Source organism: Spirosoma areae (assembly GCF_054781775.1).
In genome coordinates this window covers 117,451-134,815 of sequence record NZ_BAAGTT010000001.1, presented here as the reverse complement: position 1 = coordinate 134,815, position 17,365 = coordinate 117,451, and the positions used below count along the sequence as shown (strand labels likewise).

Annotated in this window: 18 protein-coding genes, 2 tRNA genes and 1 pseudogene; 14 read left to right on the top strand and 7 right to left on the bottom strand. The window is 49.9% G+C overall.

Annotated elements, in window-relative coordinates; translation table 11 throughout:
* The first annotated feature begins 37 nt into the window (after positions 1 to 37).
* Positions 38 to 2,092 carry a thioredoxin domain-containing protein gene (locus ACYVI1_RS00675; RefSeq protein ID WP_460905508.1) on the top strand — a complete coding sequence of 685 codons (2,055 nt, stop codon included), beginning with the start codon at positions 38 to 40 and terminating at the stop codon, positions 2,090 to 2,092.
* Between the two features lie 206 nt (positions 2,093 to 2,298).
* Positions 2,299 to 3,183 (top strand): hypothetical protein, encoded by an 885-nt coding sequence (locus ACYVI1_RS00670; protein ID WP_460905505.1) that lies wholly within the window; start codon positions 2,299 to 2,301, stop codon positions 3,181 to 3,183.
* Between the two features lie 211 nt (positions 3,184 to 3,394).
* On the opposite strand, the pseudogene ACYVI1_RS00665 reads toward ACYVI1_RS00670, so the two are convergent.
* Positions 3,395 to 3,842 (bottom strand): annotated as a pseudogene (locus tag ACYVI1_RS00665) (secondary thiamine-phosphate synthase enzyme YjbQ).
* A 100-nt stretch (positions 3,843 to 3,942) separates the two neighbouring features.
* Between ACYVI1_RS00665 and ACYVI1_RS00660 the strand changes: the two are divergent.
* Positions 3,943 to 4,338, top strand: a complete 396-nt coding sequence (locus tag ACYVI1_RS00660; RefSeq protein WP_460905503.1) for a VOC family protein — start codon at positions 3,943 to 3,945, stop codon at positions 4,336 to 4,338.
* 105 nt (positions 4,339 to 4,443) lie between these two features.
* Here the strand turns inward: ACYVI1_RS00660 and ACYVI1_RS00655 are convergent, their stop codons facing one another.
* The 3 genes from ACYVI1_RS00655 to ruvC are packed head-to-tail and all read right to left on the bottom strand — an operon-like array spanning position 4,444 to position 5,596.
* Complete coding sequence (locus ACYVI1_RS00655; protein ID WP_460905500.1) at positions 4,444 to 4,713, bottom strand: Txe/YoeB family addiction module toxin; 270 nt, start codon at positions 4,711 to 4,713, stop codon at positions 4,444 to 4,446.
* Complete coding sequence (locus tag ACYVI1_RS00650) at positions 4,710 to 4,967, bottom strand: hypothetical protein (RefSeq protein ID WP_460905497.1); 258 nt, start codon at positions 4,965 to 4,967, stop codon at positions 4,710 to 4,712. Before ACYVI1_RS00650 ends, ACYVI1_RS00655 begins: the two co-directional genes overlap by 4 nt.
* A 23-nt stretch (positions 4,968 to 4,990) precedes the next feature.
* Complete coding sequence (gene ruvC, locus ACYVI1_RS00645; protein WP_460905494.1) at positions 4,991 to 5,596, bottom strand: crossover junction endodeoxyribonuclease RuvC; 606 nt, start codon at positions 5,594 to 5,596, stop codon at positions 4,991 to 4,993.
* Between the two features lie 45 nt (positions 5,597 to 5,641).
* Here ruvC and ACYVI1_RS00640 point away from each other — a divergent pair, with 45 nt between their 5' ends.
* The 11 genes from ACYVI1_RS00640 to ACYVI1_RS00590 all read left to right on the top strand — a co-directional run bounded on the left by ACYVI1_RS00640 (position 5,642) and on the right by ACYVI1_RS00590 (position 14,634).
* Complete coding sequence (locus ACYVI1_RS00640; protein ID WP_460905491.1) at positions 5,642 to 6,607, top strand: lysylphosphatidylglycerol synthase transmembrane domain-containing protein; 966 nt, start codon at positions 5,642 to 5,644, stop codon at positions 6,605 to 6,607.
* The gene (locus ACYVI1_RS00635) at positions 6,604 to 7,725 is read left to right on the top strand and encodes a glycosyltransferase (protein WP_460905488.1); all 1,122 of its coding nucleotides are present in this window, start codon (positions 6,604 to 6,606) and stop codon (positions 7,723 to 7,725) included. The genes ACYVI1_RS00640 and ACYVI1_RS00635 overlap by 4 nt, the downstream gene beginning before the upstream one ends.
* A 77-nt stretch (positions 7,726 to 7,802) precedes the next feature.
* Positions 7,803 to 8,450 (top strand): polysaccharide deacetylase family protein, encoded by a 648-nt coding sequence (locus ACYVI1_RS00630; protein WP_460905485.1) that lies wholly within the window; start codon positions 7,803 to 7,805, stop codon positions 8,448 to 8,450.
* A complete protein-coding gene (locus ACYVI1_RS00625) occupies positions 8,437 to 9,495 on the top strand; it encodes a glycosyltransferase (protein ID WP_460905482.1) in 1,059 nt (352 codons plus the stop codon). The genes ACYVI1_RS00630 and ACYVI1_RS00625 overlap by 14 nt, the downstream gene beginning before the upstream one ends.
* A 255-nt stretch (positions 9,496 to 9,750) precedes the next feature.
* Entirely contained in the window at positions 9,751 to 10,587 is an 837-nt protein-coding gene (locus ACYVI1_RS00620) for a TatD family hydrolase (protein WP_460905479.1), read from the top strand.
* A gap of 120 nt (positions 10,588 to 10,707) precedes the next feature.
* Positions 10,708 to 11,808: an asparaginase gene (locus ACYVI1_RS00615; protein WP_460905475.1), complete on the top strand. Its 1,101-nt coding sequence runs from the start codon at positions 10,708 to 10,710 to the stop codon at positions 11,806 to 11,808.
* 99 nt (positions 11,809 to 11,907) lie between these two features.
* Positions 11,908 to 11,994: transfer RNA gene (locus ACYVI1_RS00610), tRNA-Ser, on the top strand.
* An 85-nt stretch (positions 11,995 to 12,079) separates the two neighbouring features.
* Positions 12,080 to 12,166: transfer RNA gene (locus ACYVI1_RS00605), tRNA-Ser, on the top strand.
* A 147-nt stretch (positions 12,167 to 12,313) separates the two neighbouring features.
* Positions 12,314 to 13,189 carry a hypothetical protein gene (locus tag ACYVI1_RS00600; RefSeq protein WP_460905472.1) on the top strand — a complete coding sequence of 292 codons (876 nt, stop codon included), beginning with the start codon at positions 12,314 to 12,316 and terminating at the stop codon, positions 13,187 to 13,189.
* A gap of 83 nt (positions 13,190 to 13,272) precedes the next feature.
* The gene (locus ACYVI1_RS00595) at positions 13,273 to 13,713 is read left to right on the top strand and encodes a response regulator (protein ID WP_460905469.1); all 441 of its coding nucleotides are present in this window, start codon (positions 13,273 to 13,275) and stop codon (positions 13,711 to 13,713) included.
* A 654-nt stretch (positions 13,714 to 14,367) separates the two neighbouring features.
* Positions 14,368 to 14,634, top strand: coding sequence for a hypothetical protein (locus ACYVI1_RS00590; RefSeq protein ID WP_460905466.1), 267 nt, complete (start codon positions 14,368 to 14,370; stop codon positions 14,632 to 14,634).
* 13 nt (positions 14,635 to 14,647) lie between these two features.
* Here ACYVI1_RS00590 and ACYVI1_RS00585 read toward each other — a convergent pair whose 3' ends face one another.
* The 3 genes from ACYVI1_RS00585 to ACYVI1_RS00575 all read right to left on the bottom strand — a co-directional run bounded on the left by ACYVI1_RS00585 (position 14,648) and on the right by ACYVI1_RS00575 (position 17,298).
* Positions 14,648 to 15,931 (bottom strand): Y-family DNA polymerase, encoded by a 1,284-nt coding sequence (locus ACYVI1_RS00585; protein WP_460905463.1) that lies wholly within the window; start codon positions 15,929 to 15,931, stop codon positions 14,648 to 14,650.
* 1 nt (position 15,932) lies between these two features.
* Complete coding sequence (locus tag ACYVI1_RS00580) at positions 15,933 to 16,382, bottom strand: LexA family protein (RefSeq protein ID WP_460905460.1); 450 nt, start codon at positions 16,380 to 16,382, stop codon at positions 15,933 to 15,935.
* 139 nt (positions 16,383 to 16,521) lie between these two features.
* Positions 16,522 to 17,298, bottom strand: a complete 777-nt coding sequence (locus ACYVI1_RS00575) for a hypothetical protein (protein WP_460905457.1) — start codon at positions 17,296 to 17,298, stop codon at positions 16,522 to 16,524.
* Positions 17,299 to 17,365 lie beyond the last annotated feature (67 nt).

The window sequence follows — 17,365 nt, the reverse complement described above, 5'->3', positions numbered from 1 at the left end:
CTCGGTGCGTCTCTGTGTTACCCCCTTTTTTTAAACTATGCCTAACCAACTCCAATACGAAACCAGCCCGTATCTGCTTCAACATGCCGAAAATCCAGTTGACTGGTATCCCTGGGGCGACGAAGCCCTGACCAAAGCCGTGCAGGAAGACAAGCCCATTCTGGTCAGCATTGGCTACTCGGCCTGCCACTGGTGCCACGTGATGGAGCGCGAATCGTTTGAGAAGGACGACGTGGCACGGGTGATGAATGAACACTTCATTTGCATTAAAGTTGACCGCGAGGAACGCCCCGATGTCGATGCGATTTACATGGATGCCGTGCAGGCGATGGGTGTGCAGGGCGGCTGGCCACTCAACGTATTTTTGATGCCCGATGCCAAACCATTTTATGGCCTGACGTATCTGCCCAAGGCGAACTGGCTTCATTTATTGGCTAGCATTCGGGCCGCTTTTGACGAACACCGCGACGACCTCGCACAGTCGGCGGAAGGGTTCGCCACGGAACTCAACCTGACCAATGCCGAACGCTACGGCCTGACCCAAAACGACCCGCTGTTTGCTCCCGAAACCCTGGAGGTACTGTATCGCAAAGTGGCCGTAAAAGCCGATGATGAGAAAGGGGGTATGCGCCGGGCGCCCAAGTTTCCGATGCCGGGTATCTGGCGGTTTCTGCTGTGGTATTATGACGTAACCGTATCTGCGTCGGCCGGTAATGAAAGTGCCCTGCATCAGGTCAGGCTAACCCTCGACCGGATGGCATTGGGTGGGATTTATGACCAGCTTGGCGGTGGGTTTGCCCGCTACTCAACGGACGGCGACTGGTTTGCGCCCCACTTTGAGAAAATGCTTTACGACAACGGGCAACTGCTGACGCTCTACGCCGAAGCCTATAGTTTGACGAAAAGTCCGCTCTATAAACACGTTGTCTATCAGACGATTGGCTTTGCCCAGCGTGAACTGCTCAGCCCCGAAGGCGGCTTCTACTCCGCCCTCGATGCCGACAGCGAAGGCGTAGAAGGTAAATTTTACACGTTTACCACACCGGAGTTGCAGGAGATTTTGAGTGGGGATTACGAATGGTTTGCCAAACTGTACAATCTGACGGACGAGGGAAACTGGGAACACGGCCGTAACATCCTGCACCGAACCGAGTCCGACGACGCCTTTGCCGAACGAATGGGCTGGTCGCAGGCCGATTTGAACGTGCGACTGGATGCCACCCATACCCGGCTGCTGCGCGTGCGGAACGAGCGCATCCGACCGGGCCTGGACGACAAGATTCTGTGCTCCTGGAATGGGCTGATACTGAAAGGATTGGTTACGGCCTACCGCGTTTTTGGCGAACCGGAATTCCTGACCCTCGCTCTTCGGTTAGCTTATTTTCTCCTGAAAAAGATGCGCGACAGCCGCAACAGTCGCCTTTGGCATACGTATAAATTGGGTCGCGCCCGGCAGGCTGGTTTCTTAGACGATTATGCCGCCGTGATCGATGGGTTGCTGGCGTTGTATCAGGCCACCTTCACTGAAAGCTGGCTGATGGAAGCTGACCAACTGATGCAGTACGTGCTGACTAATTTCAGCGATACCGATCGGACTGAAAACACGGACCCGGACCCAATGTTGTTCTTCACCGATAAAAATGGCGAAGAACTCATTGCCCGCCGTAAAGAACTGTTCGACAACGTGATACCATCGTCAAACTCGATAATGGCTGAAAACCTGCACACACTCAGTTTGTTGCTCGAAAGGCCCGACTACGCGAACCGCGCCGAGCAGATGCTGGGGCGGGTGCAGCCATTGGTGCAGCAAAACGCCGACTATCTCACCAACTGGGCGGCTCAGTTTGCGCTTCGTGCCCGGCCCACCGCCGAAATCGCCATCGTTGGCCCCGACGCTGACCGGTTCCGGGCCGAGTTGGATGCAGAATTTTATCCAAACAAAGTTCTCTGTGGAACGACTGACAAAAGCGATCTGCCGCTTCTACAGCAGCGAGGGACACTTAACGGGCAAACAGCCATCTATGTCTGCTACAACCGAGCGTGTCAGTTGCCGGTCACGAGTGTGGCCGAAGTATGGCGATTGCTGCGGTAGCTTAGCGTAATGTAACAAATGACCGTTCTGTGAATCTACTGAAATAGTGTAAAAAGATGAAAATGAATCAGGTGTAGGCTACATTTCTGCTGATTTTGGATAGCAAAGAAGGGTAAATTGATAATTTTATACTTTTTTTGCCTTACAGTCGCTTACCTTTTTGAGGTCTAAGCGATTTAGTCAAAACATCCTATAATTAAATCGTCATGAAACCTACACATCTCCGCCAGTGGCTTCTCAGCCTCCTGTTTGTTGCTACTGTTCTGTCCTGTATCGATCACCGGGTTCCGGTGGTGTCGCCGGGGTCAGGCCCTGAACGCCTGCGGGTCAAAACCATCACCCAGGAAACGCCCAATAGCCCGACCAAAGTTAGTGCCTTTAAGTATGATAGCCAGAATCGCCTAAGCCTGATTATTGGCTACGAGACACCCGACAGCAGCGTAGCGCCAGTTGAGAACACGACCTATCAGTATGATGGTCAAAACCGGCTTACCCAGGTCCAGCACACGTTTGTCAGACGGGCGCCACTTTACAGTTTTGATGGAGATACCTATACCTACTCCTATAATGGGGCGGGTCAGGTCTCTAATTTGAGACACTCGCCATCCACGCTTAGTATATCACCCAGCTATACTTCTGGTAATCAACCGTCAGGCTACGGCAAAAGCGTTAATGTGGCTGGTCTTATTTATAGTGCAGGTGGCACGTTTGCCTTCACCGGAAATAATCTGACGCTTGCCACTGCTACCGTGAAGATTATTCGCTTAGGAGGCCCTATGGTTCCAGTTGTTGATGGAACGACAAGCACGCCCTTTACCTTCGACGACAAAGTAAACCCCTTCTATGGCGTTTTTCTCATTCCAGCGCCGGGTAGATTTGGGCCGGGGGTTGGTAATGCCGCAACCAGTACTATTTATACTTACTATGGGGGTATTGATAACCTGTTCAACTTAAGCCAGAACAATGTGCTTTCTGCGGGCAGTACAACGTATAATTATGCCTACAACAGCGCCAATCTGCCAACTATTCGGATCACCACAACCGGTGGCACCGCTGTGGAAACCTTGTATTATGAGTACGAAACGTACTGACCAATTTTAATGAATAATGAATAATGCGTTCTGTTGTCATTATTCATTATTCATTATTCATTATTCATTATTCATTATTCATTATTCATTATTCATTATTCATTATTCATTATTCATTATTCATTATTCATTATTCATTATTCATTATTCATTATTCATTATTCATTATTCATTATTCATTATTCATTATTCATTATTCATTATTCATTATTCATTCTCCCCAGACCGTCAGAACCAGCCTCCGGCGACTGCCATCGTTGCGGTGCTCACCGAGACGGTCCGCCGTTGTGGCATACGCCCTGCCAGGTGCCAGGATTTACGCACCCGTTTGTAATGGGAATCGTGACGGATTGGCCCGGCATAGCCGCTTTCAAGTGGGCGGGTATCGGTCCGTCGCTACGGTCATCGGAACCTTCGTAATCGTGTTTGAACTAAGGGGCGTTTTCTGGAACGGCACGGTTGAAGAAGCTTTCAACGTACTGCCGAACGGTTGGGTCGGCATTTTCACGGTCCGAGGCTTCGATTGATAGTCAGGCTGGCTGACGTATGCTGAATGAATGGTGCAGCAGTCGAACGCGAATTTGTTGCAGGGCCATGCGTTCGTGCCCGATGATTCGGGTAATAAACTGAAAGCTACGCGGATAGGCGGGCAGGTGAATCGTTTGCTGAAAAAAGCATGAGGGGTACGTTTTGGCGTCAAACCAACAACTATCCTGCGTACTTTCCGTTTGAGCCATTGTAGCATCGAACCACTCGATAATGAATCAACGAATCGCACACATTGCCTTAGTAGTAGACGATTATGACGAGGCCATCCGGTTTTATACCCAAAAGCTTAACTTCATCCTTCTGGAAGATACTGCACTGAGCGAAACAAAACGGTGGGTATTGGTGGCTCCACCCGGCTCAACGGACTGTTGCCTGTTGCTGGCAAAAGCGGCTACAGACGAGCAAAAAAGCCGCGTTGGCAATCAGACGGGCGGGCGCGTCTTTCTCTTTTTACATACCGATGATTTTTGGCGCGATTATACCCGCATGTCAGCGGATACCATCCGATTCGTAAGAGAACCCGTCGAGGAACCCTACGGAACAGTCGCTGTTTTTGAAGACCTGTACGGAAATTTATGGGATTTGATCCAGCCCCGGTCAGCCTGAGAATTACATTACCCGGCCTGAGTTTTCGCTCACAAAGGCGCCCCAGGCTCCTTTTTTGGTTTTTTTGCCCGGCGCAACGGGCAGTGCATTCTCGTGAGGCAAGGCTTACTTGTCGCCGTAGTGACCTTTAACCGAAATAACTAATATATCGCCGTTTGTGTCAAGCTTATAAACCAGTCGGTGTTCGTCAGTAATGCGTCCAGACCAGTAGCCTGATAGATTTCCTTTCAAAGGCTCTGGTTTGCCAATACCATCAAAGGGATGCCGCCGAATGTCACGAATGATTTCGTAGATACGTTTAAAAATAGATTTGTTGTAAATAGCCCAATCGGCGTAATCATCGAATAGATCCTGCTCAAAAATAATATTCCTCATTTGAGCAGATTGAGGGTGAAATCATCAAATTGCTCATCTGTCATCACAACCCGATTGTTCCCAGTTGCGAGATTATGTGCAGCCTTTTCCAATCGGGTTATGTATTCTGATGGCGATTCGGACTTAGTCAAATCGAAATCTGTTGCCGAACTAATTGTAATCTGTAGTTCACGGGCATTCTTGAACAGCCGCTTAACCGATTCCAAAAATTCGGTGTCTAACTCGTCTTTGCGAAGTGTGAAGGTCGTTTCCATTTATCGCTAAAGGTTTACGTAATTTACATTACCCGGCCTGAGTTTTCGCTCACAAAGGCGCCCCAGGCTCCTTTTTTGGTTTTTTTGCCCGGCGCGACCGGCAGCGCGTTTTCGTGGAAGTGGTGGCAGACAGCAATGGCCAGTGCATCGGTTGCGTCGAAAAATTGCGGATTCAACTCTTCCCGAAGCAAATGACTGACCATGTGCGAGACCTGGTCTTTAGACGCATTGCCGTTGCCTGTTACCGACTGCTTGATGCGCCGGGGAGCATACTCCACAATCGGAATGTTGCGCGAGAGGGCAGCCGCCATCACCACGCCCTGCGCCCGGCCCAGTTTAAGCATCACCTGCACGTTTTTGCCGAAAAACGGGTCTTCAATCGCCATCTCATCGGGGTGGTAATCGTCAATGAGCCGCAGGATGGTTTCGTAGAGTTTCTGAAGCTTCAGTTGATAGGTAGTATATTTGCTCAACTGAACCACGCCGTACTGCATCATGCTCATCACGCCCGATTTCACCGAAATGATGCCGTACCCGGCAACCTGTGTGCCTGGGTCAACCCCAAGAATAATTTTCTCAGAGATCGGCGGTTTGGGAAGAATGACCGGTGAATTAGCTGGAGGTGTCATGGCTGGGTGTTGGCTCTCTTACAAAGTAACGTGTTCTCATACGATTTGTCGCTGAAACCAGGTAAAAAAATCATTTTTTGGGCCAAACTCGTCGTTTTTGCCAGCCTCGTAGCGTATATCGCTCATGTGCTATGGCAACAGCCGTTCGATTGGGCCATTGTTCGGTCGCAGCTACAAACCGTCGACCATCCCGAACGCTGGGCCATTGGGTTGTTGGTGCTTATCCCCGTCAACTGGGGCTTTGAGACCCTCAAATGGCAGATTCTGCTCCGTCGCGTCGAGCAAACGTCCTTCCGGGATGCCTGCCGGGGTGTGCTGGCGGGCGTATCGCTGGGATTTGCGCTGCCCGCGCAGTTGGGCGATACCGCCGGGCGGGTGCTCTCGCTGCGGTCAGATGGGCGGGGGGCCGCCATTGGGGCTTCGCTGGTATCGGGCGGGATGCAGTTCTACGTCGCGCTGGTGTTTGGCACCGTTGCCTGGGCACATCAGTTAACGGTTGTTCCCGACCGAAACACCCAAACCGGGCAATGGCTGCTGCTGGTGCTGAGTGTACTGTCGGTCGGCGGAATCGCCTTCGGCCTGGCCCGCCGTCGGTGGCTCGAATGGCTGGAAAAACGGCCGGGGTTGAGCCGATTCGCCCCTTACTGGAACGTTGCCCGATTGTATTCAGATCAGGAAATCGGGCAGGCGCTTACGGCAGCAGCGCTGCGGTACCTGGTTTTTTCGGTTCAGTTTTACATCGCCATCCGGTTGGTCGGTATCGCGCTGCCCATGGGCATGGCTGCATCGGGTATTGGGCTGGTATTTCTGGTTAAAACCATGACGCCTGCTTTCAACCTACTGAGTGATCTGGGCGTTCGGGAAGCGGCTGCGTTATGGGTCTTTACCCCGGCTGGGATTTCCGCTCCGGTGGTGATCACGGCAACACTGACACTCTGGATTGCTAATATTCTGATGCCCGTGCTGGTGGGATTGATTTGGGTCTGGAAATTGAAACTCACCGCCGAATGACAATTTTTTTAGTGGCGATTAGCCTGCTCTACGCGTTGTTTACGCTCACGCTCTGGCTTGCCTGGCTGCGGATGCCCGATTTTCGACCTGACATAACGGCCCTGAAGGCTCCGTTCATCACCGTCATTATTCCCGTCAGAAACGAAGCGGACACTATCGAAAATCTGCTGAACGACCTTAGCCATCAGACCTATACCCGGTTTGACGTGATCGTTGCCGACGATTCATCTGCCGACCAAACCCTGGCCATCGTTCAGAAATACGCTCAAACAGCTTCCTTTGCGCTGCACCCGCTGCCTTTGGCCAGCGAGCGCACGGCGTCGCCCAAGAAACGAGCCATCACTCAAAGTGTCGCCCTGGCAGTGGGCAGCCTGATCGTGACGACGGATGGCGACTGCCGGGCGGGCCCAAACTGGCTGGCAACCCTGGCCGCTTTTTACCAGAAAACCGGTGCCAAACTTATTTCCGGCCCGGTAACGTTCACGGCTGAACGCACCCTTCTCGATTCGCTGCAAACCGTTGAATTTGCCAGCCTGATCGGGTCAGGAGCCAGCACAATGGCCCTCGGTTACCCAACCATGTGCAACGGAGCCAATCTGTGCTACGTAAAAGACGTATTTACCGAAGTGGGTGGTTTCGCGGGTGTCGATCATCTGGCATCGGGCGACGATGAGTTTTTGATGCATAAAATTGCAGCCCTGTACCCCAACGGCGTTCGATTCCTGAAAAATGCAGATGCACTTGTCCAGACCCGGGCGCATCAGTCCTGGCGGGCGTTTTATAACCAGCGGAAACGGTGGGCCAGTAAGTGGAGGGCCTACACCAGTTACCTGCCTTCGCTGCTGGCGGTGTTTGTCTTTTTGAGTAATGCCGCTCCGATGCTGGCCGTGCTGGGCTGGTTATTCAAATTTTTAAACGGAAATACTACACTTATCGTTATTGGCCTGAAGGTTATACCGGAGTTTTTGTTTTTACGGCAAATTCTTGTTTTTTTACAAAAAAAATCGTCGGTAGGAGTTATTCCGCTAACCCAGTTAATCTACCCGCTCTATGTACTTTTCTTCGGGTTAGCGGCCCAGGGAAAAGGATATGTCTGGAAAGGACGAAAGTTGAGTTAGTGGTGTTTAAGGGTAAAGGGTCAACGTTCCAGGGCTGGAATGAACTTTAAACCTTAAACCTTAAACGTTAAATAATTTTGGCTCTGTTTCTTCATAAATCGAATTTTTTGCTCCGAACGGTCTATCCTGAGTTCTGGTGGAAGATCGACGACAAAGTCGAACCGACAATCTACCTGACGTTCGACGATGGGCCAATTCCAGACGTGACGGAGTTTGTGCTGGAGCAGTTGGATAAATTTTCGGCTCAGGCGACGTTTTTCTGCATCGGCGACAATGTTCGCAAACACCGCGATGTGCTGTCCAAAGTGCTTGAAGCCGGGCATATGGTCGGCAATCACACCTTCAATCACCTTAATGGATGGAAAACCGACGACGTTGACTATCTGAAAAATATCCAAAAATGCCAGCGTGAGTTAGGCATTGAAACAGCTCTGTTTCGCCCGCCCTACGGACGCATCAAAAAATCGCAGGTACCCCCGGTTATGGACGATTATTCCATTGTGATGTGGGATGTGCTGACCGGTGATTTTGACCAAAGTTTGCCCGTCGATGTGTGCCTGCGTAAAACGATTCAGCACACTGAGCCTGGCTCCATCGTGGTCTTTCACGACAGCCTGAAAGCCTGGCCAACGATGCGCTACGTATTACCCCGGATGCTGGCTCATTTTGCTGAGCAGGGCTATTCATTCCGGGCCGTTCCGCAACCCGTTTATGCCGGCTACTGACCCGGCCGGGATGGACCCGGACCGGATGGCCCCATCCCGGCCGAACGTTGGCCGGGCGTCTTCCCCAGTTAGTATTCTGATTGCCGTCCGCAACGAAGAAACTACGATTCAGGACTGCCTGCGGGCCATCACGCAACTCGATTATCCGACTGATGCTATCGAAGTGCTCATTGGTAATGATCAGTCTACTGATCAGACTGGTCAAATTATAGCAGATTTTATTGCCGATAAACCAACGTTTCGGTTAATCGATATTACAGACACCAAAGCGGGTTTAACCGGTAAAGTCAATGTGCTGGCTCAGTTGGCCCAACAGGCTACGGGTCATCTGTTTTTTTTTACGGACGCCGATACCCAGGTAGCAATCGGCTGGCTAACTGAACTGGGGAGCCAGTTTACCGAACATGTTGGCATCGTTTCGGGCGTTACCCTGCCCGAAGGCTCCGGACTTTTTCATAAATTTCAATCCCTCGACTGGCTTTATAACCTGACCCTGAGTCACTTAGCCAGTAGTGTGGGTGTGCCGATTACGGCGATGGGCAACAACATGGCCGTGAGCCGGGTGGCTTATGAGGCCATTGGAGGCTACGAATCGCTGCCGTTTTCGGTGGTGGAGGATTACGCGCTTTTTCGGGCCATCGTAGCAAAAGGATACGACTTCCGAAACCTGCTGAACGAGCAGAGCCTGGCCCGGACGAAACCGGTAGAAACACTTCGGGCGTTTCTGCACCAGCGAAAACGCTGGATGCGGGGAGCAACCGATTTGCCCGCCTGGATGGTCATTTCGCTGTATGGGCAGTATCTGGCAGGCCCCTTGCTGCTACTGCTCGGCTATTTCATGCCCGCGCTGGCGATTGGCCTGTATGTGGTCAGATTATTCACGCAAACGCTGGTCATCTCGTTTGGATTGAGTCGGCTTCGGCAAACCAACTTAGGGCCGTATGCGTTGGTGTTTGACATATACCAACTCATTATCGGGCCACTGGCAGTCATGTTCTACCTGTTGCCCGCGCCAATTGAGTGGAAAGGAAGGAAATATAAATGAGTTGTAAAGTTATAGAATTATAGAGACTGTCTAAATTTCATAAAAACAGGCTCGGTTTTACCCCCAACCCCCTGAAGGGGGCTTTGTCCGACGTGGAAATAAGCCCCCTTCAGGGGGTTGGGGGTAAAACCGAGCCAACAGAAATCTAATTTTTAGACAGCTTCATATAGTTACAAAATTGTTGGTAGCAGCAAGTCTCTGCGCGTCAAACTCGACAACTATATGACTCCATAACTTTACAACGTATAAAATCCCATGACTCTAATCGACACCCACGCCCATCTTTACGACCCGCAGTTTGCGGATGAGCGGGACGACATGCTGCACCGGGCTGAACGTGGGCAAATCAGCCAAATCTGGATGCCCAATTGCGCCCGCGAAACCGTGCCGGGCCTGATGGCCCTCGCCGACCAGTTTCCTGAACGATGTTTGCCCATGATGGGGCTGCATCCGTCGTATGTCAATGAATCGTTTGCCGATGAACTGGCGGCTGTCGAAGACCTCCTGAATCGACATGCGTTTATGGCCGTTGGCGAAATTGGTCTGGATTTTTACTGGGACATGACCTTCGTAGACCAGCAGTTTGCTGCTTTTGAGACGCAACTGCGCTGGGCGGCTGAACAAAAACTCCCCGTTTCGATGCACACCCGTTCCGGCCACGGTCGAAATGCTTTTGCCGAAGCCGTCGGCCTGATTGAAAAACTGAGGGCAGTCTCCCCGGCTCTGAACGAACTGACCGGTATTTTTCATTGCTTTGTGGGTTCGCTCGATGAAGCGAACCGGGCCATTGAGTTAGGCTTTAAATTGGGCATCGGTGGCGTTGCGACATTTAAGAATGGACGGTCCGGCGCTCCGGGGCTGGATAAGGTGTTGCCCCATATCGGGCTGGAGCACATTGTGCTCGAAACCGACGCGCCTTACCTGGCGCCGGTACCGCATCGGGGCAAGCGCAACGAACCGGCCTATCTACAGCTCATTGCCCAGCGCGTCGCCGACCTTAAGCAAATCCGCATCGACGACGTGGCACGGCATACCACCGCCAACGCCCTGTCGCTGTTACCGGCACTATACGCCAATCTCTTACCGAAGTGAGCGTGTGAGAATGAATAATGAATAATGAATAATGAATAATGAATAATGAATAATGATGGTTGCTTTACAAATATCATTCCCCATTTTCGCTCCCATTTTACATTATCCACCTGATAACTCGTGTCCTACAGAACCATTCATATTAATTTAATTTCTTCGGAACAACCCCGTGCATCGGTGTTGGTGATTTACACGGGTGGCACGTTCGGGATGGTGTATGACCCCCAGGCTGGTCAACTCGTTCCGTTCGATTTTGAGCGGGTACTCGACCGTTTGCCCGAACTGAAGCGACTTGATTTCGACATCACGTTGCTGACTCTGCCCCATATCATCGATTCCTCGAACATGAAACCCGCTATATGGGTCGAGCTGGCCAGGATTATTCAGCAGAATTACGAGCGGTATACTAGTTTCGTGATTCTGCACGGCACCGATACAATGGCTTATACCGCGTCGGCGCTGAGTTTTATGCTGGCTGGGCTGAGCAAGCCCGTCATTTTGACCGGAGCACAATTACCCATTGGTGTGGCCCGCAGCGATGCCCGCGAGAATTTCATCACGGCCCTCGAAATTGCTGCCGCAGTGGATGCTGCCGCAGTGAATTTGCCGACGCAGGAAAAAGGCCAGCCAATTGTACCGGAAGTGTGCGTTTATTTCAATTCGCTGCTATTGCGCGGCAACCGCTCCACCAAGCGCGAGAGTGTACAGTTCAATGCGTTTGCGTCGGAGAATTACCCGCATCTGGCCACGGCGGGCGTGAGCATCGACTACAACCGGCCGTTTATCCGCCCGCACCAGCCTGGTCAGTCATTAAGTTTACAAACCGTGCTGGATCCGAACGTAACAATTTTGAAACTTTTTCCGGGTATTACCCAACCCGTCGTTGAGTCCATCGTAACTATTCCCAACCTGCGGGGTGTGGTACTCGAAACCTTCGGAGCGGGCAATGCGCCCACAGATGGTTGGTTCTTAAATACGCTCAAAGAGGCCATCGACCGGGACGTTGTCATCTTCAATGTTTCGCAGTGCGAGGGTGGCCGCGTCACGCAGGGGCACTACCAGACCAGTCAGCAGCTTGGGCAAATCGGCGTGGTAAGCGGAGCCGACATCACCACCGAAGCGGCCATTACCAAACTGATGATACTGCTTGGTCAGGAGAGTAGTTCAGTCCGGCTGCGAACGCTTCTGGCTCAGCCGATTTGTGGCGAGATGAGCGGATAGCCGATTTTTTGGGGCCAGACGATTGCGTTTTTACCGACAATCGTGCATCTTTGCACCCGGAATCGCTCCGGCGAACCGGCCGTACCAGCCAAATGATACAGAGAGCTGCCAGAGTGGTCGAATGGGTCTGATTCGAAATCAGAAGTACTCGCAAGGGTACCGGGGGTTCGAATCCCTCGCTCTCTGCAAAACCAGGTTGTTAGTCAATAGTGATTCGTCATACGTATTTTCTTACTAACGACTGTCTACGAATGACTAACGATTTTTTCTTAGAGAGGTGTCCGAGTGGTTGAAGGAGCACGCCTGGAAAGTGTGTATGCGGGTAACTGTATCGAGAGTTCGAATCTCTTCCTCTCTGCAAGTAAGGCTGTAAATCAAGCAGTTACAAGATTTACACACAGTATTACACACAAAAAAGGGAGTATGTTATAAACATCTCCCTTTTTTGTTGTTTATGGTTTCTACTAATTGCCTCTGATCCAAAAGTCCTTTACTCCCTAATCAGATGCACGAGGATTTACTTATCCAAGGTGAAATTCAAGCTGTATTAGAAGAAGCTAAGAAGCCTGATTGGTCTAACCCAAATCTTATGGGCATAGGCGGTAGAAAAACGTCTATTCATAGAGTATTGGCTACTATTGGGCTTATAATGGTAAATGGCAACGAGTCGACCGGCTTGCAGCATATTAGGGAAAGACATCAATTCGGGCGGCAAGTCTGGAGAGAAGATAAAGATGAATTGAGTATTACTTCAGAAATCAGATTCGGAGTAGCTCCATATGACTATCTCACAATTGCGGAGTCTATCTATAAGCCAGAAAACCATCGAGCCGATTTAAATAAGCGACCAGAAGAATTTGATTTTTACTTGGGCACACATGTGCACAAAAACGGCGACCTGATAGAATATAAATTACTAACCTATAAGGGTACTGGCGTTATTCACACCCTGTTTCCAACTAAGTCCGACAACCAATCTAAAAAGCTTTTAAAATATCGACAATGTGCTACAGGTTGGGTTAATGATGTAAGAAGAGGCCTGCATACCTATACCGTTCCGTACGAAGATAAAGCCGGAAGTGAGGTATTCAGGCTAGTTATTCGAGGCATTAGAGGCTACCCAGTAGAGCGGTGGTACATTCAGATAAATGAGGGTAACACTATAAATCCACAGACTATATTTGTGAAAGAGCTTGTTTTATCTACCACCATTGAGCATGGAATTCTAAGAAGCTGGTTTATTTCAGATGGCATTAAGTCTGAGATTGAGCAGATTGCCTTACTAATTCTTAGAGGGCAGTACAAGCCTGATCCAAAAGAAAGACTGCATGTAGTTGAGGGACGGACTACCAATACTAAACCTACCTATTTTGCCTGGTAAGTTTGCTTGATGGTGAAAAACGAGATGTGTAGCGCAGGCTGATAAAGGCTGAATGATTACCTTGTAACTCTAACTACCGTACTATGTCTTCTGACTTTCTTATCTTGGTCATTGATGATGACCCTCCTCTCCTTGACATTCTAAAGTTCACGGCCAAAAGTGGTTTTCCAGAAGCCCGCTTTATTCAGGTTCATAGCACCGGTGATGCCAAAACGTATTTTGCAAATCTAACTGGGCATGGCCCTCGGCTCATCCTGCTGGATATTAACTTAGGAAGCGGGGAAAATGGATTAGACTTTTTAAGAATTCTTCGGGAAGATCGCCATACCCATATCATCCCCGTGCTTATGTTGACGGTTAGTGACTCAGCCTCCGACATTAAAGCTGCTTATGAATTAGGCGTCTCCAGCTTTACCAACAAGCCCGACACGACTAAGGACTGGATCACTTATTTTGAACGGCTCCGGATCTATTGGCTAAAAACGGTCACTTTGCCAAAAGTCTTTTTTCGTAAGCAGGACTAATCAGCCCAGAGTTGGACCTATCAACCAGTACCGATTTGTAATCGGGGGTGTCAAAAACTTTACGCCCTTAGCAGGTAATGGGTAGGGAATTTTACGACCCTTTTTTAAACACTTTTAAAAGCCCTGCAAAATCTGAAGGCTCAAATCTGAGCCATGATTTCCGTCGCTGATTCCGACGCTATTACACAAGATGTTAGCGTTTTTATGTCGTTTTTGTATCAATCCGACACTGGGTATAGAATCTCCATACTGTTGTTTTAGTAAGTGCGGTGTACGCAACCTTGAGTACAGGGTAGCCGAAACCGGGAATAACGGTTTCGCTCATAATCGGCCGCGACCTGGTATTGTAGAACAAAAGGTGTACAATCTCTCGGCTTGCCATTTTCCGCATGTCACCGGAAAAATCTAAATGGCGATGATGGTTTGCTGTTCCTAATGGAATAGCGAAGGGTGTCCACTCAACCGGACACCCTTCGCTATTTTCCAGCGTATAATTCTTACCCGGTGGCCAACTTGATTTTGCTCCTCAATAGCGGGGTAGGCTGGCTTATAGTTCCAGGCAACCCTTAGCCTTCAGTCCTAATGCAACTAGCGGGGCGAGGAAATCTGCTGGTTTTTGTATGTGGAACCCCGTATCAACTCCCTTGACTGGACATGAATAAACACATTTGGTTTGTGGAGTGGCTTTTAGCAAATGGTTTCATCGTCAGCGGTTCCGGGCCGGGCGTTGAGGAGTTTGCCAAGCCCCTGACAAGTGGCGATAGTCTGTATGTTCAGGTAACATTTGATGATACAGGAACCCACAAAGTGTCCATTCATTCGGATGCGCCAAATTGGGCGAGCAGTACCGGCCTGGAGATACCCTTCAGTAATTTACACGCTAAACTGCTGCTGTGGTTTCATGGCCTAAGCGACACCTAATTATTGGGCCTGTCTATTTTACCATCAATATCTCATCCCAGCGCGTGGTGTAGCGTTTAGACAGCCATTGTTGTTTCATGGGCCAATCGGGATTGTAGAGCTTAGAAGCCAGCCGCAACTTATCCTGCCCATAGCGGTAATTGAGCTTATCCACCAACGCCGACAGTTTCAGTTGCTTCTCGTTCGGCCCCTCCACAAAGATTCCCTTTTGCCGAAAGTCGGCGGGCACAATGTTATTCAGAATGATACCTACCTTCTGGTACTCGTAGCCAAAGGCGAAGATTGATTTCAACGCAGCTAGCGCGTAGGTAAGCAGTTCGGGCGAGCTGCTCGTTGGATGAGGCAGTTCCACCGTCCGGGAGTTGTAGTATTGTTTGGCGGGTTGACCATTGCCGGGTGTTTTTCGGAATCGGTTGGTATGTAGAAAGACGGTTATGGTGCCGCATAATGAATCCTGACGGCGTAGTTTTTCGCCCGCACGAGTGAGGTAGCTGGTTAGCGCATCGGTGATTGTAGCCAGGTCCGGCACCATTCGCCCGAATGACGGAGCCGAACAGATAGACTTTTTGGCGGGCGGATTCACCTCCAGCATCTGGCACGGAAAGCCGCGCAGTTCATGGACCAGGCGAAGCCCGTTGACAGTCATGGCCTGGTTAATCCAGTCGTCGGGAGCGTCGCGTAGCTGGGCGGCTGTGGTAATGCCGTTGCGTTTGAGCATACTGGCGTACCGATACCCCACACCCCACAGGTCTTTTACGGCAAACTCGGACAGGGCTTCAGTGATTTCATCCGATGAATCCAGCACGCAAACCCCAGACAGTTCCGGCCGTTGTTTGGCAATCCGGTTGGCTACTTTAGCCAGCGTCTTGGTTGGGCCAAAGCCGATGGATACAGGTATTCTGAGCCACTGTTTCACGGTATCCCGGATGGATTGCCCCAGTCCGGCATAAGAGGGGTATATGCTGTCGTAGCCGTCGACTTTTAGAAAAGCTTCGTCAATTGAATACACCTCAACGTCTTCCACGAAGTGGTTCAGTGTGCTCATTAACCGCGAACTCATGTCTCCGTATAAACTATAGTTACTACTGAATACGGCGATATTATGTTCTTTTCTAAGTTCCTCCAGTTCGAAAAACGGCTGGCCCATTTTAATCCCTAACGCTTTGGCCTCATCCGAACGGGCCACCACGCAGCCATCGCGGTTGGAGAGCACAATGACAGGCTTATCCGCCAGTGCGGGGTTAAAACTGCGCTCACAACTTACGTACATCGCGTTGGCATCGACTAAAGCAAACATATCAGCGGACGGTTTGAACATTGTAGGTAACTACACCTAACACGCTGAAATTCTCGCCGGGGTGAACATAGATCGGTAAGTAGGCCGGGTTTGCCGACTCCAGCACAATCAACTTGCCGGTGTAACGAATCCGCTTCACGCTGTGGCCCCCATCGTACCAGACGACTACGACTTTGCCCTCTGTTGGCGTTCTGGAGCTATCGACCACCAGCACGTCACCCTCGCAGATGCGGTCTCCCATCATGCTGTCTCCCGATACACGCACGAAATAGGTGGCTTCAGGATGGGATATGCAGAGGTCGTTAAGGTCTAACCGGCGTTCGATGTAGTTTTCGGCCGGTGAGGGAAAGCCGCCCTGCACCATCGAGGAGAAAAACGGAATAAGGTGCCGTGAATCCGTTTTGGCGGGCACGATGCTGCCAGGGGGCAAATGGTCGATGGTGTCTAACATAACGAGTCTAAAATGCAAGAACCGCTATATTATACTTTTGTTATATATGTTGCAAGTAAAATATAGCAAGGCATCAAAAAACGCCGACCTCAGCGAAGCCAGCGTTTCCAAATGAAAAATCAAACTGAGAGACTCCTCTTTAGTCCATTAACAAACCAAAGGTTAATCTACATGTATCAGTGCTTAGCACAAATTCACTACTGCTGGTGTCGGTAATGCCTGACCCTGATATTGATAGAAGCGTATCGAAATCATCGGGGTCAGTAGCGTCTAAAGGGTTAAAAATTTCGTCACCTTCCTTGTCATCCTCTCTTACTATGGCACTGATACGTATGCCACGTTGAAAAAATGGGCGCCTTATTGTGAATGAAATTGGACTAGTAGATCTGGTAAACGTTCGGGTACTACCGCTATCCAAAACGAATTGGCCACTTTCTTTTACTAGTGTTGATTGGCGTCTACTCTGATAGGGTGCACTTAAACTTCCAAATCCATGAAGCCAGGCTCTAACCCATATCTCTCCAGCGCCGAAGTAATCAGTATCGTCGAAGATTTCCATTTTTTTTAAAAATGCACGTCGAAACATTGTGGTTTCGGTTAGTCTACTCAAGCGCATCACCATATATCTCCTCGGTATAGTTGGATTATTGTAATAAACTCTGACCCTTGCTTCTTGACTTACATACCCAGTCTTGGAATAGTTTACTATTAAGTCAATCCAATCTCTGTAGGGAGCTATATCAATAGGAATAGTGAAATAATTTGTAGCATATAATCCAAATTCGTCCGTAGTAACTACCACTGGATCTAGTAAATTTTCCGCACTGCGAAGAGTAACTTCAACGTTTGCTAATCGTGAATCATCGTCGTTGAACTGATCAATTTGTCTTACGCGGCCAGTAATTAAGGTAGGCATAGTTTAGTGATTTTGAGGTGGTTACAGGATTTTCGGCGGTTATTTATAAAAATAAATAGTAATAAGC